Raw genomic sequence first — 20,450 nt, 5'->3', positions numbered from 1 at the left:
TTAATGTCCATCCAATCGGCCGGGGGCCCTTGCTTTTGTCGCAAGCCGGGTCGTACCACTAATCACGGCGTAGTGCATCCATTTTTCAGACATTGACGAACATCAATAGTGAGAGTTAAAGTGAACGTGCGCGCGCGACATTATCGCCACGATCGGGAGGGAACCCATGATCAGTGTGCTGGCCATTGGCAGTCTCGTTGCCTCGATGCTCGGCGGCCCGATAGTCATCCCGACGGATCCGCCGGTGGATCCTCCGGATGCGCAAATTGTCATTGATGTCATTACCATCAATGGTTCGGGTTGCCCTGCCGGGACTGCGGCTGTCGCGGTCGCCCCCGACAACACCGCCTTCACTGTGACCTACAGCGACTATCTCGCCCAGGTCGGCGTGGGGGCGCGGCCGACCGACGCCCGGAAGAACTGCCAGCTGGCCCTGCAGGTGCATGTTCCGGAGGGCTTCACCTACGCGATTCTCCAGGCCGACTACCGGGGCTACGGGTACCTGGCGTCCGGTGCGACCGCCGTTTCGCGGGCGAACTACTACTTCCAGGGTTCCTCGCCGACGACGTACAAGAACCATTCGTTCAGCGGCCCACTGGACGACAGTTGGCAGACGACCGACACCTCCGAGCTGACCTCGGTGAGCTACGCGCCCTGCGGGGAGATGCGCTTCCTCAACATCAACACCGAACTGCGGGTGAACGTCGGTACGTCCAACCCGGCGACCACCACCAGTTTCATGGCGATGGACTCGACGGACGGCGGCATCAACACCATCTACCACTTCGCGTGGAAGAAGTGCGAAGAGTCCTGACGTAGTACCTCTGAACAGCGGATGCGGGAAATCTGTTCCCGTACCCCGTCCCAGGGGCGGGTACCCGCCCGGCCGGCATTGTCCAGCCGGTGCGGGTGCCCGACGAAGAGGGCCATCCGATCGATGGATGAAGTGTTATACATCGCGCGGGCAACGGCTCGCGCGACGGTGACCGAAGGGAGCCCCGCAAATGTTGCACACGTTAGTCATCGGCAGTCTGGCGGCGTCGTTATTGGGCTTGCCGGTACTCGACGACCCGGTGCCGACCACAAATCCGCCGGCCGAGCGCATCACCGTCGAGATAGTGACGGTCAACGGGTCGGGCTGCCGGCAGGGGACGGCGGCGGTCGCCACCGCGCCCGACAACACGGCGTTCACGGTGACCTACAGCGACTATCTCGCCCAGGCCGGCGCCGGAACCGCGCCGACCGACTTCCGGAAGAACTGCCAACTGGTCCTACAGGTAAAGGTCCCGGGCGGCTTCACGTACGCGATCGGGCAGGCCGACTATCGCGGCTTCGCCCATCTCGAGCGCGGCGCCAGCGGTATGCAACGGGCGAGCTACTACATCCAGGGCACGTCACCGACCGAGGCCCGGTCGCACTCCTTCGCCGGTCCGGTCAGTGACAGCTGGCAGACGACCGACACCACCGACGTGGCCTCGCTGGTCTACGCCCCCTGCGGCGAAGTGCGGCTGTTCAACATCAACACTGAGCTGCGGGTGAATCGTGGGTCGTCGCAGCCGACGACGACCAGCTTCATGATGATGGACTCCACCGACGGCAGCGTGAGCACGACGTACCACTTCAACTGGATGCGGTGCGACTAGTCAAAACCGGGGCCGGATCCCGGTGCAGACCTAGGAGGGCAACAACGACGCACGCCGGTACGGCAACTGCCGGTCGGCGTCGCGACGGCTCAAGCGAAGATTTCCGCTGGCGCTCGTTGACATGTGGTTCGAGCGCCAGCTCTTCCTGCCGGGCCCCGGGGCCGACGCCCCGGACGGTCCGAGTACCCCGCGGCCGGCTCCCCGATTCGGGCGCACGCGGCCGGTGTGGTCAGTAACCTGACCAGTGGTGCGGCCCGGAATTCGGGGCCATCCGGTACGCAGGTCAGGTCCCCTGCTCCGGCGTCGGCACCAGTGGTGGTTGGTGGTCCGGGGTCCACGGGGGGTCCCGGACCCGCCCTCGCCCGGAACGGCACAGGTCGGCTCGCCCTGCGGAGGCGTCGGCGACCCCGCTCGGGAGAGCCGTGGTCAGCCGAGCCGGCGGGCCTGCCGGACCAGGCCACCCTCACACCAGTCGCGGTAGTCGAACAGATCCGGCCTGGCCTGGAGCATCCGGGTGTTGTGCGCCCAGATGGCCATCTGCTCGTCACCGTGCCGTTCGGCCTGCTCGACCAGCTTGCGCAACCGCCGCTTCGGGTGGGCCTGGAACTTGGTCCGGATCCCGTCCGCCGCATAGATGTAGAGGCAGTGCAGCGCGAACCGGCGGGCCGGACATGATCGGTCCATCGCCAGGTCGAACAGCGTGGTGATCAGCCGGTCGCCGGAGACGAGTAGATCCCAGTCCTTCGGCATCGTGTGCAGCGGCACCGAATCGGGTTCGTACGCCCAGGCCCGCAGCTCGGCGGGTGATGGGTCGACCGGGTTGGCGAATCCTCGGAACGCGGAGTCCTGCACGCTCAAACGGACCGCCCTTCCGGTCGCGCGACCGCCGGAACGCCTGGCTCCGGCAAGTGCCAGTGGCTACTGCGGCGACACGGTAACGCGCTGTTGCCAAGCTGCGGAAGGGTCGCCACGTGCTATTTCATCAACCCGTTACGTGTCGGTGTACTCGGCCGAACGGTGATCCCGCTATGTGGTGCGCGGCGACGGGGCCGCGCACCGTCACTCGGTCGCCGTGGCCGGTGGCAACCCACGGGCCGCCTGCTGGCGGAGCCAGCGCTTGAACCACCCGAAGTCGGGCAACCGGGCCAGCATCGGGCCGGTCACCACGGTCACCAGCACGTACGCGGTGGCGAGCGGGGCGAGCTGCGGATTCACCAGGCTGGTGCCGACCGCCAGCCCGGCGATGACGATCGAGAACTCGCCCCGGGGTGCCAGCGCCAGTCCGGCCCGCCAGCGACCCGGCAGGGCGATGCCCACTCGTCTGGCCGCCAGGTAGCCCGTGACCACCTTGGTGGCCATGGTGACCACGGCCAGCGCGATGGCCGGCAGCAGCACCGGTGGAATGGCCCGCGGATCGGTGTTCAGCCCGAAGAACACGAAGAAGACGGCGGCGAAGAGATCCCGCAGCGGCGAGAGCAGTTCCGTCGCGTTGTGCGCCACCGGCCCGGACAGGGCGATGCCGACCAGGAAGGCGCCCACCGCGGCCGACACCTGTAGGCCCGCGGCGAGTCCGGCGACCAGCAGGGTGAGCCCGAGCACGCCCAGGAGCAGCGCCTCCGGGTCCTGCGCGGAGAACATCCGGGAGATGACGTGGCCGTACCGGATGGCCACCACGAGCACCGCGACCACGGTGACCACCGCGACGGTCAGCGCGATGCTGCCACCGAGCAGTCCCTGGCCGCCGAGGATCGCGGTCACCAACGGCAGGTAGAGGGCCATGGCGAGGTCCTCGATGACCAGGATGGACAGGATCACCGGGGTCTCGCGGTTACCGAGCCGGCCCAGGTCGGCGAGCACCTTGGCGATGACGCCGGACGACGACACCCAGGTCACGCCGGCCAGCACGATCGCGCTGACCCAGCCCCAGCCCAGCAGCAGCCCGAAGGCCGCACCGGGCAACGCGTTGAGGAGACCGTCGACCAACCCGGCCGGGGCGGCCGCGCGCAGGTTGCCGACGAGTTCGCTGGCCGAGTACTCCAGGCCCAGCATGACCAGGAGCAGGATCACACCGATCTCGGCGCCGACCTCGAAGAACTCCTCGCTGGCCGACAGCGGCAGTACCCCGCCGTGCCCGAAGGCGAGCCCGGCGAGCAGGTAGAGCGGGATGGGCGAGAGCCCGATCCGCCGGCTGAGCCGGCTGAGCAGCCCGAGGACGAGCAGCAGCGCACCGACCTCGATGAGCAGGACCGTGGTGTGATGCATACGCCTCAGCCGTCCGGATCGGCTTCGGCGAGGATCGCGGTGACACCGTCGAGTCCCTGGCGGGTGCCGACCACGACCACAACATCGCCGGCCTCGAACCGGAAGGTCGGATCTGGTGAGGCGATCACCTCGCGCTCCCGAAGGACCGCGACGATGGAGGCGCCGGTACGGGTGCGAGTCTGCGTGTCGCCCAACGGGCGGCCGACGTACCGCGAGCCGGCCGGGATGGAGACCTGTTCGGTCAGCAGCCCGGCGGCCTGCTGGCGCAGGCCGGAGAGCTGGCCCAGCATCAGCGAGGCGCCGAGGATGTCCGCCAGCGCCTCCGCCTCGTCATCGGTGAGCGGAATGTCGGCGGTGCAGGAATCCGGGTCGTCGGGGTCGTACAGCACCAGGTCTCGTCGACCATTGCGGTGCGTGACCACGCCGAGCCGACGGCCGGAGGTCGTCACCAGGTCGTGGCGTACACCGATTCCGGGCAGCGCCGTCTGTTCCACACGTACTCGCACGGGCCAACGTTACCGCTTGTCGATCGAGGGGCCGGGGCGTGGTTATTTGGACGGTGCCGAGCCCAGGTTCTGCCTGGGACAGTGGGTGAGCGGCGCCGGGTCGGCCTGCGGGCGGAGCGGATGTGACCGACGTCACGGTCCCGGAGTTGAGTGGAATAGACTCAACTCTGGTTGTGTCGTCAGTACTGGAGGCGGTGTCGCCCGTTGGGCGGCGACGCCGACGCCACGCTGCCGATGCCGGCCCGTACCGCGGCCGGCGGACCGTATTGGGAGCCCATGAACGCCGAACGTCTGACCACGAAGACCCGCGAAGTCATCACCGGCGCCGTCGCGACGGCGAACCAGCGCGGCCATGCCACCGTCGAGCCCTGGCACCTGCTGCTCTCGTTGCTGGACACCGGCGGCTCCACCGCAGCCGGTCTGCTGCGGGCCGTCGGGGCCAATCCGGCCGACGTCCGACGGGCCGCCGCCCGCGCGGTGGAGAACCAGCCGGCCGCCCGGGGATCGAGTGTCGCCGAACCGAGCCTGTCCCGCGAGTTCGTCAACGCCATCGGCGCGGCCGAACAGATCGCCCGGCCGCTCGGCGACGAGTACACCTCCACCGAACACCTGCTGGCCGGGCTGGCCCGGGTCGGCGGCGCGGTCGCGAGCACCCTGAAGAGCGCGGGAGCCAACGAGGAGAACCTGGTCGCCGCCTTCCCGGCGGTGCGTGGCGGCGACCGCCGGGTCACCACCGCCGACCCGGAGCAGACCTACCAGGCGTTGCAGAAGTACGGCGTCGACCTCACCGACCTGGCCCGGGACGGCAAGATCGACCCGGTGATCGGCCGGGACGCCGAGATCCGCCGGGTCGTCCAGGTGCTGTCCCGGCGTACCAAGAACAACCCGGTGCTGATCGGTGAGCCGGGCGTCGGCAAGACCGCGATAGTCGAAGGGCTGGCACAGCGGATCGTGGCCGGCGACGTGCCCGAGTCGCTGCGGAACAAGAAGCTGGTCTCGCTCGACCTCGGCGCGATGGTCGCCGGTGCGCAGTACCGGGGCCAGTTCGAGGAGCGGCTGAAGTCGGTGCTGGAGGAAATCAAGAATTCCGACGGCCAGGTCATCACGTTCCTGGACGAACTGCACACCGTGGTCGGTGCCGGCAAGGGCGAGGGCTCGATGGACGCCGGCAACATGCTCAAGCCGATGCTGGCCCGGGGTGAGCTGCGGATGGTCGGCGCGACCACCCTGGACGAGTATCGCGAGCACATCGAGAAGGACCCGGCGCTGGAGCGGCGGTTCCAGCCGGTCCTGGTCGGCGAGCCGACCATCGAGGACACCATCGGCATCCTGCGGGGCCTCAAGGAACGCTACGAGGTGCACCACGGCGTACGGATCACCGACGCCGCACTGGTCGCCGCCGCCACGCTCTCCGACCGGTACATCACCGAACGGTTCCTGCCGGACAAGGCGATCGACCTGGTCGACGAGTCCGCCTCCCGGCTCCGGATGGAGATCGACTCCCGGCCGACCGAGGTGGACGAGATCGAGCGGGCGGTACGCCGGCTGGAGATCGAGGAGATGGCGCTGGCGAAGGAGCCCGACCCGGCCTCCGCCGAGCGCCTCGAACGGCTCCGCAGGGAACTGGCGGACAAGCGGGAACAGCTCACCGCGCTCAGCGAACGGTGGCGCCTGGAGAAGGAACACATCACCCGGATCTCGACCGCCAAGGAGGAGCTGGAACGGCTCGGTGGCGAGGCGGAGCGGGCCGAGCGGGACGGCGAGCTGGAACGCGCCGCCGAGCTGCGGTACGGCCGCATTCCCGGTCTCCAGGGCGAGCTGTCCCGGGCCGAGGCGGAACTCGCCGGCCTCCAGGCCGACGGGGCGATGCTGAAGGAGGAGGTCGGCGCCGACGACATCGCCGCCGTGGTCGCCTCCTGGACCGGCATCCCGGCCGGTCGGCTGATGGAGGGCGAGACCGCCAAACTGCTCCGGATGGAGTCGTCGCTCGGCGGCCGGGTCGTCGGTCAGGTCGAGGCGGTGGCCGCGGTCTCCGACGCGGTCCGCCGGGCCCGTGCCGGCGTCGCGGACCCGGACCGGCCCACCGGCAGCTTCCTCTTCCTCGGTCCGACCGGCGTGGGCAAGACCGAACTGGGCAAGGCGCTCGCCGAGTTCCTCTTCGACGACGAGCGGGCCATGGTCCGGATCGACATGAGCGAGTACGCCGAGAAGCACTCGGTGGCCCGGCTGGTCGGTGCCCCGCCCGGCTACGTCGGGTACGAGGAGGGCGGGCAGCTCACCGAGGCGGTGCGTCGGCGCCCGTACTCCGTGATCCTGCTGGACGAGGTGGAGAAGGCTCATCCGGACGTCTTCGACGTACTGCTCCAGGTGCTCGACGACGGACGGCTCACCGACGGTCAGGGCCGGACGGTGGACTTCCGCAACGCCATCCTGATCCTCACCTCCAACCTCGGCTCGGCCACGATCGCCGATCCGACCCTGTCGGAGGAGGAGCGCCGGGAGGCGGTGCTCGCCGTGGTGCGGACCCACTTCAAGCCGGAGTTCCTGAACCGGCTGGACGACATCGTGGTCTTCGCCACGCTCACCGGTCCGGAGCTGCGCGGCATCGTGGACATCCAGCTCGACCGGCTCCGGCGGCGGCTCGCCGAACGCCGGCTCGGCCTGGACGTCAGCGACGCGGCCCGGACCTGGCTGGCCGAGCATGGATACGACCCGATCTACGGCGCCCGGCCGTTGCGTCGGCTGGTGCAGTCGGCGATCGGCGACCGGCTGGCGAAGGCGCTGCTGGCCGGCGAGGTGCGCGACGGCGACACGGTGCGGGTCGAGCTGGCCGACAGCAAGGAGGGCCTGACGGTCGTCCGGGCCTGAGCGCCCGGACCCGGCCCGAATGCTCCGGGACCGGCAGGTTGCTCGACGGGCGGACCGCTGTCCGCCGGGCGAGGATTGGTGGCATGACGGAGTTGCCGGGACAGTTCGACGACCTGACGTCGGCGGTGCGCGAGTTGGCCACCGCCGACGTCGTCGCGTTCGGCGGAGTGGGCCTCGCCGGTCAGGTCCTGCCGCCGACCGCGGCGTACCGGGCGATCGAGGCGGCCCTGCCCGAGCGGGGTGAGGCGGTCCGGTCCGGGCTGGACTGGTTGCTGGGCAACGGCTCGGCCGCGGGTCGGGCGTACGCCGCCACGCTGCTCGGCCAGGTCGATCCCGCCGCCGCCCGGGCCGCCTGGCGGGCACTGGCCGACGACGAGGCGGAGCTGACCACGTTCAGCGGCTGTCTGATGGACCAGACCACGCTGGGCGAGTACGCGGCCGCACGGCTCGAACAGGGCTGACGGTCCGCGCCGGTCCGGCTGGCCGTCCGCCCTGGTCACCGGCCGGTCGGCGGCGCCGCCAGCGGCGGTTCGCCCCCCGTCGATGAGGCGGCTACCGATACGGTGGGCCGAACTCTGGGAATCTTGCTCCGGGAGATACCTGATTCGGGGGACCCGACTCCGGGAAATCCTGAGCCAGGGACCTCATCTAGGGAAGGGAGAGCCGTGTCGGAACCAGTGAACCCCGCAGTGGCCGCGAGGCCGCGTCCGGGCAGCGTCACCATCTCCAGCTACCTGCTCTACGCAGCGGCCGTGCTGCTCGCGGTCGTCGCGATCACCGGTCTGGCCACCCTCGGCACCGTCGCCGACGTCTACGGCGACGCGTACGCCGGGTCGTCGGTCGAGGGCGCGGAGGACTTCATCGTCGGCTTCAGCGCGTTCGTCGGGGTGGTGCAGCTGTTGTTCGCCGTCGCCTACGTGGTGCTGGCGATGCTGAACAACCAGGGCCGCAACGCCGCTCGGATCACCACCTGGGTGGTGGCCGGGCTCGGGGTCTGCTGCACCGGGATCGGCCTCGGCGGCTCGGCGGCCGGCGGCATGAACACCAGCTCCACAGGCGACATGCCGGACCCGAAGGTGGTCCAGGAACAGCTGGAGGCGGCCCTGCCGTCGTGGACCGGGCCACTCACGCTGGTCTGCTCGATTCTCGTCTTCCTGCTGCTGCTGGCCGTGATCGTCCTGCTCGCGCTGCCCGCGTCCAACGCCTTCTTCCGGAAGCAGCCGGCCGGCTCCGAGCCGCCGGTACCGGGGGCGGCCTACCCGGGGCAGGCGGGGCCCGGGGGCGATCCTTCCTACCCGGCGTACCCGGGGCAGTCGCCGTCGCCGGGCGCCGATCCGGCCTATCCGGCGTATCCGGGGCAGACGCCGCCGTCCGGCACCGACCCGAGCAACCCGCCGAGCAACCCGCCCGGCCCACCGAGCAACCCGCCCGGCCCGCCGAGCAACCCACCGAGCAACCCACCGACCAGCTGACTTCGCGCGACGATCCCCCGGCCGGACACGACGTACCGCCGGGGGTTCGTCGTGTCCGGGGCCGGATCGCCGTCACCGTCGGGGTGGGGTCTCGTACCGGTGCGTCGTGGTCCGTCCGGCGCCGGTCTTTTCTGGCCGGGACGGCTCCGCTACGTTGTGGGAGCGGTACCGCCACCCCCGTGGTGCCGCAGTCCGAGCTACCCCCTCTGGACGCCGCCGATCTGAGGAACCGCCCGTGGCCCAAGCCTCCACCCGGCACGGCAGCTCGTCCCGCCCTGCCTGGCGATCGGCCGGGGACCGGACCGGGCGGCCGGCGCGGGCCCTGGTCACCGGCGCCACCGCCGGGATCGGCGCGGCCTTCGCGCGGCGGCTCGCCGAGGAGGGCTACCACCTCGTGCTGGTGGCCCGGGACGATCAGCGGCTCGCCGAGACCGCGGCCGAGCTGACCACGCGGTACGGGATCACCGTCGGAACCCTGCCCGCCGACCTGGCCACCGACGAGGGTTGCGCGACGGTCGAGAAGCGGCTGGCCGACGCGTCGGAACCGGTCGACGTGCTCGTCAACAACGCCGGAATCAGCCTCAACCGGTCTTTCGTCCGTTCGACCGTCGAGGACGAGTCGCGGCTGCTCCGGTTGAACGTGCACGCGGTGCTCCGGTTGACCCTCGCCGCCCTGCCAGGGATGACCGAGCGGGGACATGGGGCAGTGATAAATGTCTCTTCCGTTGCCGGCTTCGGGCCGGTCATGCCCGGGTCGACGTACTCGGCCAGCAAGGCATGGGTGACGAACTTCAGTGAGTCGGTGGCCCAGTCGGTGCGCCCGTCCGGAGTGCGGGTGATGGCGCTCTGCCCCGGCTACACCCGTACCGAGTTCCACGACCGGGCCGGCATCAACATGTCGAAGACTCCGGAATGGATGTGGCTGCGCGCCGACGACGTGGTCCGGGACGCCTTACGTGACCTGGATCGGGACCGCATGGTCAGCGTGCCGGACTGGAAGTACAAGTTGGTGGTCTTCGGCCTGCGACACGCACCGGGTCGGCTGTGGCGGGCGGTGGCCCGGGACACCCGGGGGCGGACCGGGCGCGCGGAGGGCTGATAACCCCGCCGCGTGGTGGATCCGAGGGACCGCCCGGCGGGTGCACGGCACCCGGGCAAGGGCAAGATTCAGTGCGGAGAGTAGCCGATTTTACGCCTCGTCGGCCACCGTCCAGGCGGCGTGCCAGGGCTTCCCGCCGGGTCGGCCGTTCGGCTCTCACCTAGGCGCAGTACCCTTACCCGCCATGGGGGACCACGACGACCTGCGTAAATTCATCACTGACCTCGCCGTCGTACACGGACGGGTTGTGTTGTCCTCAGGTCGTGAGGCGGACTGGTACGTCGATCTGCGGCGAGTGACTCTGCATCACGCGGCGGCACCGTTGGTCGGTCGGACCATGCTCGACCTCACGTCCGACTGGGACTTCGAGGCTGTTGGCGGCCTGACGTTGGGTGCGGACCCGATTGCCATCTCGATGCTGCACGTCGCCTCGGCGAGGCAGCGTCGGCTGGATGCCTTCGTGGTACGCAAGGCCGGAAAGACGCATGGTCTGCAGCGCCGGATCGAAGGTCCGGAGGTGAGTGGTCGCCGAGTGTTGGCGGTGGAGGACACCTCCACGACGGGAAGCAGCGTGCTGACCGCAGTGGAGGCGTTACAGGAGGCCGGGGCCGTGGTCGTGGGCGTGGCGGTTATTGTTGATCGAGGTGCGGGCGACGCCGTACGAGCCGCCGGATTGCCATACCGGGCAGCCTATACGTTGGCTGACCTCGGCCTAGTGGCCTAAAAGTTTGCCGATTCGGATCTGCTGATATGCAGGCGGGTCGATGCTGCTGGTGGAAGGATGGAATACGTGGGAACTGCGTTGGCCGAAATGACTATGCCTCAGATCTCGCCGCTTGCCGGCGAGCCGATCGAGCGTGCTGACGCTGAGCGGCTTGCGGGGGTCCTCAAGGCCCTCGCTGACCCCGCTCGGCTGCGGCTGCTCAGCCTCATCCAGTCGGCGCCCGAGGGCGAAGCGTGCGTGTGTGATCTCACCGCGCCGCTTGGCCTCTCGCAGCCGACGGTGAGCCATCACCTCCGTATCCTCACCGAAGCCGGCTTGCTGGAGCGGGAGAAGCGGGGCGTGTGGGCTTACTACCGCCTGGTGCCGACGGCGATCGCGACGATCGCCGATCTGCTGACCCCGCCGCGTAAGCGAGCCACCAAGAAGGCTCGCTGACTCAGCGCGCGGCCCGTCTGGTGTCCGCCCTGTCAAGGACGGCGCCAGGCGGTCCAACCGCTGATGGCGCGGTGGGTCCAGCCGGACCAGCGGCGTGAACTACCTCCAGGGCGACCTGCGGGATCAGCTCGCGTACGTCGGACACGACGTCGTCCGGGCTGGCCTCGTGGTCGGCTCGGGTGGCAACCTGTCCGCCCGGCTGCCCGACGGTGATTCCTGCTGGGTGACCGCGAGCGGCACCTGGTTGGACCGGCTCGACCGGGCCTCCTTCGTCCGGGTACGCATCCCGGACGGGGCGACGTACCCGGCCGGGTCGGTGTCGCCGGGTCCGCCGACTGTCCAGGACGGAACTCCCCTCCTGGACGGTGTCCGGCCGCCCGCGCCACGTGCCCCCGGCACGATGCCGGACCCGACGACACCGGACCCGACGACACCGGAACCGACGACACCGGGGCCGACGCCGACCAGCGAGGTCGGGCTGCACCTGGCGACCTACCGGGCCCGTCCGGACGTCCAGGCGATCGTGCACCTGCACCCGCAGACGGTCCTGCTACTCGACGCGTTGGGCGAACGAATCCGACTGGTCACCACCGATCACGGCTTCTACCTGCGTCGGGTGGCCCGGGTACCCTTCCGGGCACCCGGAACCCCCGAACTCGCCGAGTTGGCCGGCGAGGCGGCCCGGGACGGCACCAACTGCCTGGTGCTGAGCCAGCACGGCTGTTCGGTGCTGGGCGACAGCGTGGAACTGGCCCACAAGCGGGCCGCCAACCTCGAGGAGGCGGCGCGGCTGACCTATCGGGCGCTGGCCGCCGGACGGCTGGATGATCTTCCCGACTGCCCCGCCGAGTTTCTCGCTTGGATAGCCGAAACCGGGCCGACCAGCATCTGACCGGCCGACCCGCCTCGGTTACCTGCCCGCTCTGCCTAGTAGTCGCCGCGCCGGTGCCGCTGGGCCTCCTGCGCGGCGTGCTCCAGCTCAGCCTGCTCGGCCGGGGTGGTGCCGCGCCGGGCGGCCAGCCGGGCCCGCAGGAGTTCGATCGCGATCGGGATCACCGAGACGAAGACGATCCCGATCAGGATCAGCTCGATGTTCTCCTTGACGAACGGGATCTGGCCGAGGAAGAAACCGAGCACCGTGACCCCGGTGCCCCAGAGGATGCCGCCGATCACGTTGTAGACCACGAAGGTGCGGTAGCGCATCCCGCTCACCCCGGCGACGATCGGGGTGAAGGTCCGGACGATGGGCACGAACCGGGCCAGCACGATGGACCGGGCACCGTACTTCTCGAAGAACTCGTGCGCCTTGAGCAGGTTCTCCTGCTTGAACAGCCGGGAGTTGGGCCGGCGGAACAGCGCCGGACCGACCTTCTTGCCGAACGCGTAGCCGACCTGGTCGCCGGCGATCGCCGCGATCGTGATGAGCAGGCAGACGAGCCACAGCGGGTAGGTGATGTACTCGCCGTCCGCGGTGAGCAGTCCGGCGGTGAACAGCAGCGAGTCACCGGGCAGGAAGAAACCGATCAGCAGGCCGGATTCGGCGAAGACGATGGCCAGGATGCCGAGTAGCCCGAACGTGGAGATCAACCACTCCGGATCCAGGAATTCAGGACCTAGGGCCAGCGTGGTGGTGGGCGTCGGCACGAGCAGACCTCCGGAATTCTCGGCATGGCGCGGTGTGGATCCCGCCAGCATGGTGGCGGGTACCACAGCAGTCTAGGCGGACCCCACCGGCAGCCGTCGCGCGATGCCGGCGACGTCGATCCGGCCGAGCGATCATGGCGGTTTACAACCTGGGATCGACCGGCTCCGACTCGTTGGCGAGGATCGCGAAGACCAACTCGTGCCGTCGCCACAGCGGAGCGCCCTCGGCCAGCCGGTCCAGCGCCGCCAGGCCGAGCCCGTGCTCGCGCAGGGCCAGCCCTCGCTTCCGGCCCAGGGACCGGTCCCGGAGTACGGCCAACTGGTCCGGTTCGGCGTACTCCGGACCGTAGATGATCCGCAGGTACTCCCGGCCACGGCACTTGACGCCCGGCTGGAGCAGTCGGCCCCTGGCGTCCCGGGCGGCCAGTCCGGCGTACGGCTTCACCACCATTCCCTCGCCACCGGCGCCGGTCAGCTCCAGCCACCAGTCGGTCGCCTCGGCGATCGCGTCGGCGTCCCCGAGGTCCACCACCCGACGCCGGGTCGGGGTGAACAGTTGCGGATCGGCGGTGTGCAGCCGGTCGGCCAGCGCCAGGTGCCAGCCGTGATCCCGACCGGCGTGCGTGGCGCCCTCGCTGGCGAGCACGGCGAAGGGCGCCAGGGTCACGCCGTCCAGACCGTCGGTCGGTCGTACGTACCCGCGGTACGCCTCGGTGTAGCGGACCAGATCCGCGTGCCGTCGCGCCATCCGGTCCCGGAGTTCGCCGACCGGCAGGGCCCGCCCGTCGGCCCGGTCCAGCATCTCCAGTACGGCCGGCAGCGCCGCCCGCCCCGCCGCGCCGACCGAGGCGTACTGCTCGCGGATCAGTCCACCGGCCTTCGCCGACCAGGGCAGCAACTCGCAGTCGAGCAGCAGCCAGTCGCTGTCGAGTTCCGCCCACAGCCCGCCGGCGGTGACGGCGGCGCGTACCCGGGCCAGCAGGGCCCGGTCCTGCTCACCGCCGAAGAACGGTCGGCCGGTGCGGGTGTACACCACCCCGTCACCCGGGCCGAACCGGCGGGCGCCGGTGCCGTCCCGGCAGACCAGCACCACCGCGCGGGAGCCCATGTGCTTCTCCTCGCAGACCACCCGGTCCACCCCGGCGCTCCGGTAGTCCTCGAACGCCTGGGCCGGATGTTCCAGGAATCCCTCGACCGTGGCGGTCGAGCAGGGTGCCATCGTCGGCGGCAACCAGGGCAGCCAGCGCGGATCGACGGCGAACCGGCTCATCACCTCCAGCGCGGCGGCGGCGTTCTCCGCCGGTACGGTCAGCGTGCCGTAGCCGTAGTCGATGTGCCGGCGTCCGGTGACGTCCCGCAGGTCGAGCCCGAGGTCGTCCCGCTCCACGCCGCTCGGGCTCCCGCCCGCGAGGCCCGGTTCGACGAGAAGTGGCCGGACCGGCGGGTAGTACTCCTTCGCGGCCGGCACCGAGACCAGCTCCCGGCCGGGGTAGCGCAGGGCGGTCAGCGTGCCGCCGAAGACGCAGCCGGTGTCGATGCAGATGGTGTTGTTGATCCACTCGGGTGCCGGGGTCGGGGTGTGGCCGTAGACGACCATGGCCGAGCCACGGTAGTCCCGGGCCCACGGGTAGCGCACCGGCAGGCCGTACTCGTCGGTCTCGCCGGTGGTCTCACCGAACAGCGCGAATGCCCGGACCCGGCCCGACGCCCGGCCCTGGTACTCCGCCTTCAGCCCGGCGTGCGCGACCACCAGCCGGCCACCGTCCAGCACGTAGTGGCTGACCAGGCCGTCGACGAAGGCGGAGATCTCGGCGACGAAGCCGGGCTCCTCGGCGTCGAGCTGGGTCAGGGTCTCGGCCAGCCCGTGCGACACCGTGACGTTGCGGCCGCGCAGCTTGCGGAGCAGCTTCTGCTCGTGGTTGCCGGGCACGCAGAGCGCGGTGCCGGCCGCGACCATCCCCATCACCAGCCGGAGTACGCCGGGCGAGTCCGGCCCCCGGTCGACCAGGTCGCCGACGAAGATCGCGGTACGCCCCTCCGGGTGGATCGCGTTCACCGGTCGCCCGGCCTCGTCGCGGTGCAGCGTCCAGCCGAGCCGGACCAGCAGCGCCTCCAGTTCCGCGCGGCAGCCGTGCACGTCGCCGATGATGTCGTACGGTCCGGTCAGCTCCCGGCGGTCGTTGTACAGCTTCTCGTAACGGATCTCGGCGGCCTCGATCTCCTCGACGCCGCGCAACACGTGCACCTTCCGGAAGCCCTCGCGCTCCAGCCGCCCGATGCTGCGCCGCAGGTCCCGCTGCATCCGACCGAGTACGGGCCGACCGAAGGTCCGATCCGACCGGGCCTGCGTACGCTCCCAGCACAGCGGTTCGGGAACGTCCAGCACGATCGCCACCGGCAGTACGTCGTGTTCCCGGGCGACGGTGACCAGCCCGGCCCGGGCGTGCTGCTGGAGGTTGGTGGCGTCGACCACGGTCAGCCGACCGGCCCGGAGTCGCTTTCCGGCCACGTAGTGCAGCACGTCGAACGCGTCGGTGGAGGCGGACTGGTCGTTCTCGTCGTCGGCGACCATGCCCCGGAAAGTGTCCGAGGAGAGCACCTGGGTCGGCCCGAAGTGCGTGCGGGCGAAGGTCGACTTGCCCGATCCGGAGATGCCGACCAGGGCGACCAGGGCCAGTTCGGGGATGTCCAGTGTGGTCATCGGATCTCCTCTCCCACCACCGGCGTCGGTGCCGTGGGGTCCGCCGGTGCGTTCGGGGTGGACCGGGTGAAGACGGCGAGCTGGGTGGCGGCACCCACCTCGGGGTCCTCGTCGCCGACACCGCTGATCGTCACCGTGTAGCCGTGGCTCGCGGCGACGGTGTCGGCCCAGTCGGCGAACTGGGCCCGGGTCCACTCGAAGCGGTGGTCGTGGTGCCGGAAGGTGCCGGCGGGCAGGCCCGGGTAACGCACGTTGTACTCGACGTTCGGGGTCGTCACGATCACCGTCTCCGGCCGGGCGTGCCCGAACACGGTCGCCTCCAGCGCCGGCAGGCGGGGCGGGTCGAGGTGTTCGACCACCTCCATCAGCACGGCGGCGTCGAACCCGCGCAGCCGGTCGTCCCGGTACGTCAGCGCGGACTGCCACAACTTGATCCGGTCGCGCTGCCGGCTGGGCAGCCGGTCCAGGCGCAGTCGGCGCTCCGCGAGGGCCAGGGTCCGGGACGACACGTCGGTGCCGACGATCTCGGTGTAACGGCGGTCCCGGACCAGGTCGGTCAGCAGCGCCCCGCCGCCGCAGCCCAGGTCGAGGACCCGGGTGGCACCGCAGGAGCGAAGCGCCTCCAGTACGGCGGCCCGGCGCTGCGCCGCGAGCGGCTGCCGGACGACCGTGACCGGCAGCCCGGCGTCCTCGTCGGCCCCACCGTCGGTGGCCTCCACGACGCTGTCCGGATCGGCCGGCTCGTCCGCCAGCCGCAGTTCGGCGAGCCGGGCCAGCGCGGTCCCGGCCAGCGCCCGCCGGTGCGCCAGATAACGGCGGGTGATCAGGCTCCGCTCCGGATGTTCGGCCAGCCATCCCGCGCCGGCCCGGAGCAGCTTGTCGATCTCGTCCGGCGCGACCCAGTAGTGCTTGGCGTCGTCCAGCACCGGCAGCAGGACGTAGACGTGGTTCAGCGCGTCGGCCAGCCGGAGCGTGCCGGTGAGGGTGAGATCGACGTACCGGCTGTCGCCCCAGGCGGGGTGCTCGGGATCGAGCGGGATTCCGGTGGCGGTCACCGTCCAGCCCATCGGGGTGAACAGCCGGGTGGCCAGGTCCGCCCCGCCCCGGCACCGCAGCGCGGGCACCCGCAGCTCCAGCGGGATCGGCGTCGCGGCAAGCTCCGGTCGGTCCTTCGAGGCACCGCGCAGCGCGGAGCGGAACACGATGGACAGTGCCGAGGAGAGCAGGCTCGACGCGGCGTAGGGGCGGTCGTTGACGTACTGGCCGAGGGTGAAGTCGTCGGGTGTGGCGCTGCCGGCACCCCGGCCCGGCCTGCCCCGACGGCGGCCACCGGACAGGGCCAGGGGGTCCGTGTCGAGCAGCAGCGCGGCGGTGCACCGCTCGGTGCTGGCCTCCGGGTACACCACGTACGCCGTACCGGTGGGCACCGTGAACGAATGCACCCGGTCCGGATGCTTGACGAGCAGGTAACCCAGGTCGGTGGCCGGCTGGTGGGTGGTGCTCACGGTGATCAACACGGCAGTCATGCTGACACGTGACCGAGTGGCCCGTCGCCCCGTTTACCGCCGGCCGCGACGCCGACACCCCGGCGACCTGGATCGGGTCGCCGGGGTGTCGGTGTGCCGCAGATGGTGCGCGTTGGTGCGAGTCGGTGCGTCAGACGACGAAGCGGGTACGCCGACGCCGCGCGAGCACGAAGCCGAAGGCCCCGGCCGCGAGCAGCAGGATGCCGGCTCCGGCGACGATGCCGGTCGAGGCGCCGGTGACCGGGAGGCCACCTCCGCCACCCCCCTCGGTCGGGTTCACCAGGATCTGCGCCACGTCGTTCGACGCGTCGAGGTCGCTGGTCCGGCCCTCGCACCGGCAGTCGACGTTGATCTCGACCTTGCCGGAGGCGTTCGCGATCACCTCGTCGATCCGCAGCTTGAACTCGAACGTCTGGCGCTCGTCCTTGACCAGCAGAGACTTCGTGTAGCAGTGGTAGGCGGCGGCGCCCGGGGCGCCCGGGTTCTCACCGTCGCCGCCGCCGTCGGGCAGCAGGGGATTGCACCCCTCGGGTACGGCGACCACGGTGGTCCCGGCCGGCACGTTGAAGTAGATGTTGGTGACCGGTCCGCCACCACGGGTCGAGTCGAGGGTCGCCGGTCCCTCGTTGAGTGCACCGAGCGTCGCGGTCACGACGTCGCCGACCTCGCCGGTAACGGTGTCGCCAAGCGACACCAGGTCGGCGCCGTTGTCGCCGGTGGCCTTGACGATGAAGCCGGACGTGTCGTTCTCCGGGTCGACGTCGGTCTGACCGCCCTTCCGGCTGACGTTGTTCACCTTGGTCAGGGCGAGCTTGCCGGCCGTCCCCTTGGTGCCCGCGACGCGGGCCTGCGCGGTCCGGTCCTCGAAATCGGCCTGGGTCATCCAGCGCACGGAGTTGTAGAACGAACCGGGGGCGAAGGTGTCCGTCCGGAGCGTGAACGGCAGGAGCGCGGTGTACGTGCCACCCGGCTCCAGGACGTCGTCGAAGACGCAGGACTCGAGGATGTCGTCGCGGTAGAGGCAGTTGCTGAACCGCTGCGTGGCGCTGAGCGAGCGGTCGAGATCGAAGTCCGCCGCCACGCCCTGGGCCGGCTTCTCGCCGGCGTTGATCACCGTCACCGGTCCGTCGAAAGTGGCGCCGGGGCGGACGCTGACCTCGTCCTCCGGGCCGCCGACCAGGTCGACGCCCTCGGCGACCCGGATCTTCGCCTGGTGGCTGACCGTTTCGTATCCTTCGGCGCCGAAGCTGACCTTCAGGGTGCCCTCGTCACCGACCTCGGCGTCCTCGTGCGCGGCGAGTTCGACTTCGAAGTGGGCCTCGGTGCCGTACTCGTCGAGTCCGAGCGGGTAGGGGAGCTCGCAGACCAGGGTGTTGCCGGTCGGCGTGCAGTAATCGTTACCGTGCGCCTCCTTGACGGTGACCTTGCCGGTCAGGCCCGAGAGGTCGTACGTCACCTTCACCTGCTGCAGTTCGACCTGCTTCGAGGCGCCCAGTTCGGGTGCCTGCACCGTGCCGTCGTGGTCGACGGCGACGGCGCTGTTGGGGAACTTGACGAATAGGGTGGCGTCGGGCGCCTGGGCCGATGCCGGGCTGGCGACTGCGACGAGCATGCCCGTCGCGCCGAGCCCGGCCAGCCAACGCCGGACGGTCGTGTCTCGCATTGCGGGGGGTTCCTCCCGTGAAAGATCAAGAGCTAGCGGAGCTTAAAGGTTCCTCAACCGTTTGCGGGGTACCGTCGCGCCGAATCCGTCCGAACGGCTGATCTCGACATCCAGCAATCTTTTGGTCCCGTCGATCCGTCCTCTAAGGCAAGAGGCCCGGAGGTGTCCGTGACGTACGAGGAGTTCGCCGACTCCCGGCTCACCGCGCTGCTGCGCTACGCGGTGATGCTGACCGGCGATCCCCATCTCGCCCAGGATCTCGTTCAGGAGACGATGGTGCGGGTCCAGCTCAACTGGCGCCGGGTCGTCCGTGCCGACGTGCCCGAGCGGTACGTCCGCCGAATGCTGACCAACCAGTACCTCGACTGGCAACGGGGGTCCTGGGTCCGACGGGTGCTGCTGCGTGCGGATCCCGACGAGGCGGTGGTCGTACACGTCGACCACGCCGAGGCGACCGTGGACCGGGACCAGGTCTGGACCTGGCTGGCCCGGCTGCCGCGGCGGCAGCGGGCGGCGCTGGTGCTGCGGTACTACGAGGACCTGCCCGACGCCGAGATCGCGGAGGTACTCGGCTGCGCGGTCGGCACCGTCCGGTCGGCCATATCCCGGGCGCTTGCCACCCTTCGTGCCGAATTCGTGGAGGCCTGAGATGAGCGACGACGACAAGCGGGTGTTCGACGACTCGCGCGGGTTCGACGACTCGCGCGGGCCGGACCCACGAGTGGTCGAGGACGAGTTGCGGGCGACGTTCGCCCGGCACGAGCAGTTGGCCCCGGACACCGGACCGCTGCGTACGGCGATCGGGGTCGCGGCGGCGGCCCGGCGGCGCCGGCGACGTTCGGTGCGGGCGGCCGGGGTGGCGTTCGCCATCCTGGCCGTACTCGTGCTGCCGACGCTGGGGCGCGGTGTGGGTGTGGCGCCGATCGTGGAGATCGTCGTACCGCCGCTTGCGGCCGAATCGACCGGGCCCGCCGAGCCGCTGAACTTCCTGTTCCTCGGCATCGACGGCGGGGACGGCCGGGCCAACGGACACCGCGCGGACACCGTGCTGATCGTGCACGTTCCGGCGGACCGTAGCCGGCCCTATCTCGTCTCGATGCCCCGTGACCTCGGCGTCGAGGTGCCCGGTCACGGGTTCGGCAAGCTGAGTTCCGCGTTCTACCTCGGCAGTCACCGGCCCGGCGCCCGGCCCGACCTGGTGGCCGGCGCGGCGCTGACCGAGCGGACCGTCACCGAACTGTCGAAGGTACGGTTCGACGCCACCGCCACGCTCACCTACGCCGGCCTGCGGGAGCTGACCGACGCCCTGGGCGGAGTCCGGGTCTGCCTGCCGGAGCAGGTCAGGTCGCACCACACCCCCCGGACCTTCCCGGCCGGCTGCCAGAAACTCGACGGAGCCGCGGCCCAGGACCTGCTCCGCCAGCGGTACAAGCTGGAGAACGGGGCACACGACCGCGACCGCAACGGGCAACGGTTCGCCGAGGCGCTGATGCACAAGGCCACCGACCCGGCGACCGCGATGAATCCGATCCGGGTCACCGAACTGGTCCGGGCGGTCGGCGACAACCTGGTACTGGATCTCGACGGAACCACACCGGCCGAGTTGTTCAGCACGCTGCGGGGGGTGGCCGCCGCGGACGCGGTCGGGATCGGCTGGACGTACCACTCCGCGCGTGGGCCGGGGGGCGAATACGAGAGCCTGGACCCGGCCGAGAGCCGCAGCCTGTTCGACGCCCTCCACCGGGACACGCTCGCCGAGTGGACCGGGAAACACCCGGCCCGGGTGACCCGCTGAACCGGGCCGACGGCGGACGGATGGGGTGTCGATCGATCTTGTCGTGAGCTGTTCATGTCTTCGTCATCTCGTTCCCGCCCTGGTCAGCAGCGGTGGCCCGTACACTCGCCGG

General features: G+C 70.4%; 18 protein-coding genes. 11 read left to right on the top strand and 7 right to left on the bottom strand.

Annotation, left to right across the window (positions count from 1 at the left end):
• Nucleotides 1–166: 166 nt before the first annotated feature.
• Nucleotides 167–814, top strand: coding sequence for a DUF4360 domain-containing protein (locus ACFP2T_RS22470; RefSeq protein ID WP_377424722.1), 648 nt, complete (start codon nucleotides 167–169; stop codon nucleotides 812–814).
• 190 nt (nucleotides 815–1,004) lie between these two features.
• Nucleotides 1,005–1,643 (top strand): DUF4360 domain-containing protein, encoded by a 639-nt coding sequence (locus ACFP2T_RS22465; RefSeq protein WP_377424721.1) that lies wholly within the window; start codon nucleotides 1,005–1,007, stop codon nucleotides 1,641–1,643.
• A gap of 426 nt (nucleotides 1,644–2,069) precedes the next feature.
• On the opposite strand, the gene ACFP2T_RS22460 is transcribed toward ACFP2T_RS22465, so the two are convergent.
• The 3 genes from ACFP2T_RS22460 to ACFP2T_RS22450 all read right to left on the bottom strand — a co-directional run bounded on the left by ACFP2T_RS22460 (nucleotide 2,070) and on the right by ACFP2T_RS22450 (nucleotide 4,411).
• Entirely contained in the window at nucleotides 2,070–2,501 is a 432-nt protein-coding gene (locus ACFP2T_RS22460) for a hypothetical protein (protein ID WP_377424719.1), read from the bottom strand.
• A 201-nt stretch (nucleotides 2,502–2,702) separates the two neighbouring features.
• The gene (locus ACFP2T_RS22455) at nucleotides 2,703–3,905 is read right to left on the bottom strand and encodes a cation:proton antiporter (protein WP_377424718.1); all 1,203 of its coding nucleotides are present in this window, start codon (nucleotides 3,903–3,905) and stop codon (nucleotides 2,703–2,705) included.
• Between the two features lie 5 nt (nucleotides 3,906–3,910).
• Nucleotides 3,911–4,411 carry a cation:proton antiporter regulatory subunit gene (locus tag ACFP2T_RS22450; protein ID WP_196202276.1) on the bottom strand — a complete coding sequence of 167 codons (501 nt, stop codon included), beginning with the start codon at nucleotides 4,409–4,411 and terminating at the stop codon, nucleotides 3,911–3,913.
• 276 nt (nucleotides 4,412–4,687) lie between these two features.
• Here ACFP2T_RS22450 and clpB point away from each other — a divergent pair, with 276 nt between their 5' ends.
• The 7 genes from clpB to ACFP2T_RS22415 all read left to right on the top strand — a co-directional run bounded on the left by clpB (nucleotide 4,688) and on the right by ACFP2T_RS22415 (nucleotide 11,901).
• Nucleotides 4,688–7,279, top strand: coding sequence for an ATP-dependent chaperone ClpB (clpB, locus tag ACFP2T_RS22445; protein WP_377424716.1), 2,592 nt, complete (start codon nucleotides 4,688–4,690; stop codon nucleotides 7,277–7,279).
• Between the two features lie 83 nt (nucleotides 7,280–7,362).
• Nucleotides 7,363–7,740, top strand: coding sequence for a hypothetical protein (locus ACFP2T_RS22440; RefSeq protein WP_377424715.1), 378 nt, complete (start codon nucleotides 7,363–7,365; stop codon nucleotides 7,738–7,740).
• Nucleotides 7,741–7,944: 204 nt separating this feature from the next.
• Entirely contained in the window at nucleotides 7,945–8,751 is an 807-nt protein-coding gene (locus ACFP2T_RS22435; RefSeq protein ID WP_377424714.1) for a hypothetical protein, read from the top strand.
• A 322-nt stretch (nucleotides 8,752–9,073) separates the two neighbouring features.
• The gene (locus tag ACFP2T_RS22430; protein ID WP_377425189.1) at nucleotides 9,074–9,850 is read left to right on the top strand and encodes an SDR family NAD(P)-dependent oxidoreductase; all 777 of its coding nucleotides are present in this window, start codon (nucleotides 9,074–9,076) and stop codon (nucleotides 9,848–9,850) included.
• A gap of 184 nt (nucleotides 9,851–10,034) precedes the next feature.
• On the top strand, nucleotides 10,035–10,574 hold the full coding sequence (pyrE, locus tag ACFP2T_RS22425; protein WP_377424713.1) for an orotate phosphoribosyltransferase: 540 nt from the start codon (nucleotides 10,035–10,037) through the stop codon (nucleotides 10,572–10,574).
• Nucleotides 10,575–10,631: 57 nt separating this feature from the next.
• Nucleotides 10,632–11,009 carry an ArsR/SmtB family transcription factor gene (locus ACFP2T_RS22420; protein WP_007073957.1) on the top strand — a complete coding sequence of 126 codons (378 nt, stop codon included), beginning with the start codon at nucleotides 10,632–10,634 and terminating at the stop codon, nucleotides 11,007–11,009.
• Nucleotides 11,010–11,103: 94 nt separating this feature from the next.
• Nucleotides 11,104–11,901, top strand: coding sequence for a class II aldolase/adducin family protein (locus ACFP2T_RS22415; protein ID WP_377424711.1), 798 nt, complete (start codon nucleotides 11,104–11,106; stop codon nucleotides 11,899–11,901).
• A 35-nt stretch (nucleotides 11,902–11,936) separates the two neighbouring features.
• On the opposite strand, the gene ACFP2T_RS22410 is transcribed toward ACFP2T_RS22415, so the two are convergent.
• The 4 genes from ACFP2T_RS22410 to ACFP2T_RS22395 all read right to left on the bottom strand — a co-directional run bounded on the left by ACFP2T_RS22410 (nucleotide 11,937) and on the right by ACFP2T_RS22395 (nucleotide 18,543).
• A complete protein-coding gene (locus ACFP2T_RS22410; RefSeq protein WP_377424710.1) occupies nucleotides 11,937–12,653 on the bottom strand; it encodes a DedA family protein in 717 nt (238 codons plus the stop codon).
• Between the two features lie 142 nt (nucleotides 12,654–12,795).
• Nucleotides 12,796–15,354: a polynucleotide kinase-phosphatase gene (locus tag ACFP2T_RS22405; protein ID WP_377424709.1), complete on the bottom strand. Its 2,559-nt coding sequence runs from the start codon at nucleotides 15,352–15,354 to the stop codon at nucleotides 12,796–12,798.
• The gene (locus tag ACFP2T_RS22400; protein ID WP_377425188.1) at nucleotides 15,351–16,871 is read right to left on the bottom strand and encodes a 3' terminal RNA ribose 2'-O-methyltransferase Hen1; all 1,521 of its coding nucleotides are present in this window, start codon (nucleotides 16,869–16,871) and stop codon (nucleotides 15,351–15,353) included. The genes ACFP2T_RS22405 and ACFP2T_RS22400 overlap by 4 nt, the downstream gene beginning before the upstream one ends.
• Before the next feature lie 139 nt (nucleotides 16,872–17,010).
• Nucleotides 17,011–18,543: an LPXTG cell wall anchor domain-containing protein gene (locus tag ACFP2T_RS22395; RefSeq protein ID WP_377424707.1), complete on the bottom strand. Its 1,533-nt coding sequence runs from the start codon at nucleotides 18,541–18,543 to the stop codon at nucleotides 17,011–17,013.
• A gap of 168 nt (nucleotides 18,544–18,711) precedes the next feature.
• Between ACFP2T_RS22395 and ACFP2T_RS22390 the strand changes: the two genes are divergently transcribed.
• Nucleotides 18,712–19,191 carry a SigE family RNA polymerase sigma factor gene (locus ACFP2T_RS22390; RefSeq protein WP_377424706.1) on the top strand — a complete coding sequence of 160 codons (480 nt, stop codon included), beginning with the start codon at nucleotides 18,712–18,714 and terminating at the stop codon, nucleotides 19,189–19,191.
• Between the two features lies 1 nt (nucleotide 19,192).
• Nucleotides 19,193–20,338, top strand: coding sequence for an LCP family protein (locus ACFP2T_RS22385; RefSeq protein ID WP_377424705.1), 1,146 nt, complete (start codon nucleotides 19,193–19,195; stop codon nucleotides 20,336–20,338).
• The last annotated feature ends 112 nt before the right edge of the window (nucleotides 20,339–20,450 follow it).

The organism is Plantactinospora solaniradicis (assembly GCF_042658085.1).
Classification (GTDB): Bacteria; Actinomycetota; Actinomycetes; order Mycobacteriales; family Micromonosporaceae; genus Plantactinospora; species Plantactinospora solaniradicis.
The sequence above is the reverse complement of the archived record's forward strand: the minus strand, read 5'-3'. Positions and strand labels throughout refer to the sequence as shown.

What these genes read in the sequence shown, in the direction of transcription:
- ACFP2T_RS22385 (WP_377424705.1), top strand. Translation starts at nt 19,193, where the DNA reads ATGAGCGACGACGACAAGCGGGTGTTCGACGACTCGCGCGGGTTCGAC.
- ACFP2T_RS22470 (WP_377424722.1), top strand. Translation starts at nt 167, where the DNA reads ATGATCAGTGTGCTGGCCATTGGCAGTCTCGTTGCCTCGATGCTCGGC.
- ACFP2T_RS22440 (WP_377424715.1), top strand. Translation starts at nt 7,363, where the DNA reads ATGACGGAGTTGCCGGGACAGTTCGACGACCTGACGTCGGCGGTGCGC.
- clpB (WP_377424716.1), top strand. Translation starts at nt 4,688, where the DNA reads ATGAACGCCGAACGTCTGACCACGAAGACCCGCGAAGTCATCACCGGC.
- ACFP2T_RS22395 (WP_377424707.1), bottom strand. Translation starts at nt 18,543, where the DNA reads ATGCGAGACACGACCGTCCGGCGTTGGCTGGCCGGGCTCGGCGCGACG.
- ACFP2T_RS22465 (WP_377424721.1), top strand. Translation starts at nt 1,005, where the DNA reads ATGTTGCACACGTTAGTCATCGGCAGTCTGGCGGCGTCGTTATTGGGC.
- ACFP2T_RS22405 (WP_377424709.1), bottom strand. Translation starts at nt 15,354, where the DNA reads ATGACCACACTGGACATCCCCGAACTGGCCCTGGTCGCCCTGGTCGGC.
- pyrE (WP_377424713.1), top strand. Translation starts at nt 10,035, where the DNA reads ATGGGGGACCACGACGACCTGCGTAAATTCATCACTGACCTCGCCGTC.
- ACFP2T_RS22455 (WP_377424718.1), bottom strand. Translation starts at nt 3,905, where the DNA reads ATGCATCACACCACGGTCCTGCTCATCGAGGTCGGTGCGCTGCTGCTC.
- ACFP2T_RS22420 (WP_007073957.1), top strand. Translation starts at nt 10,632, where the DNA reads ATGGAATACGTGGGAACTGCGTTGGCCGAAATGACTATGCCTCAGATC.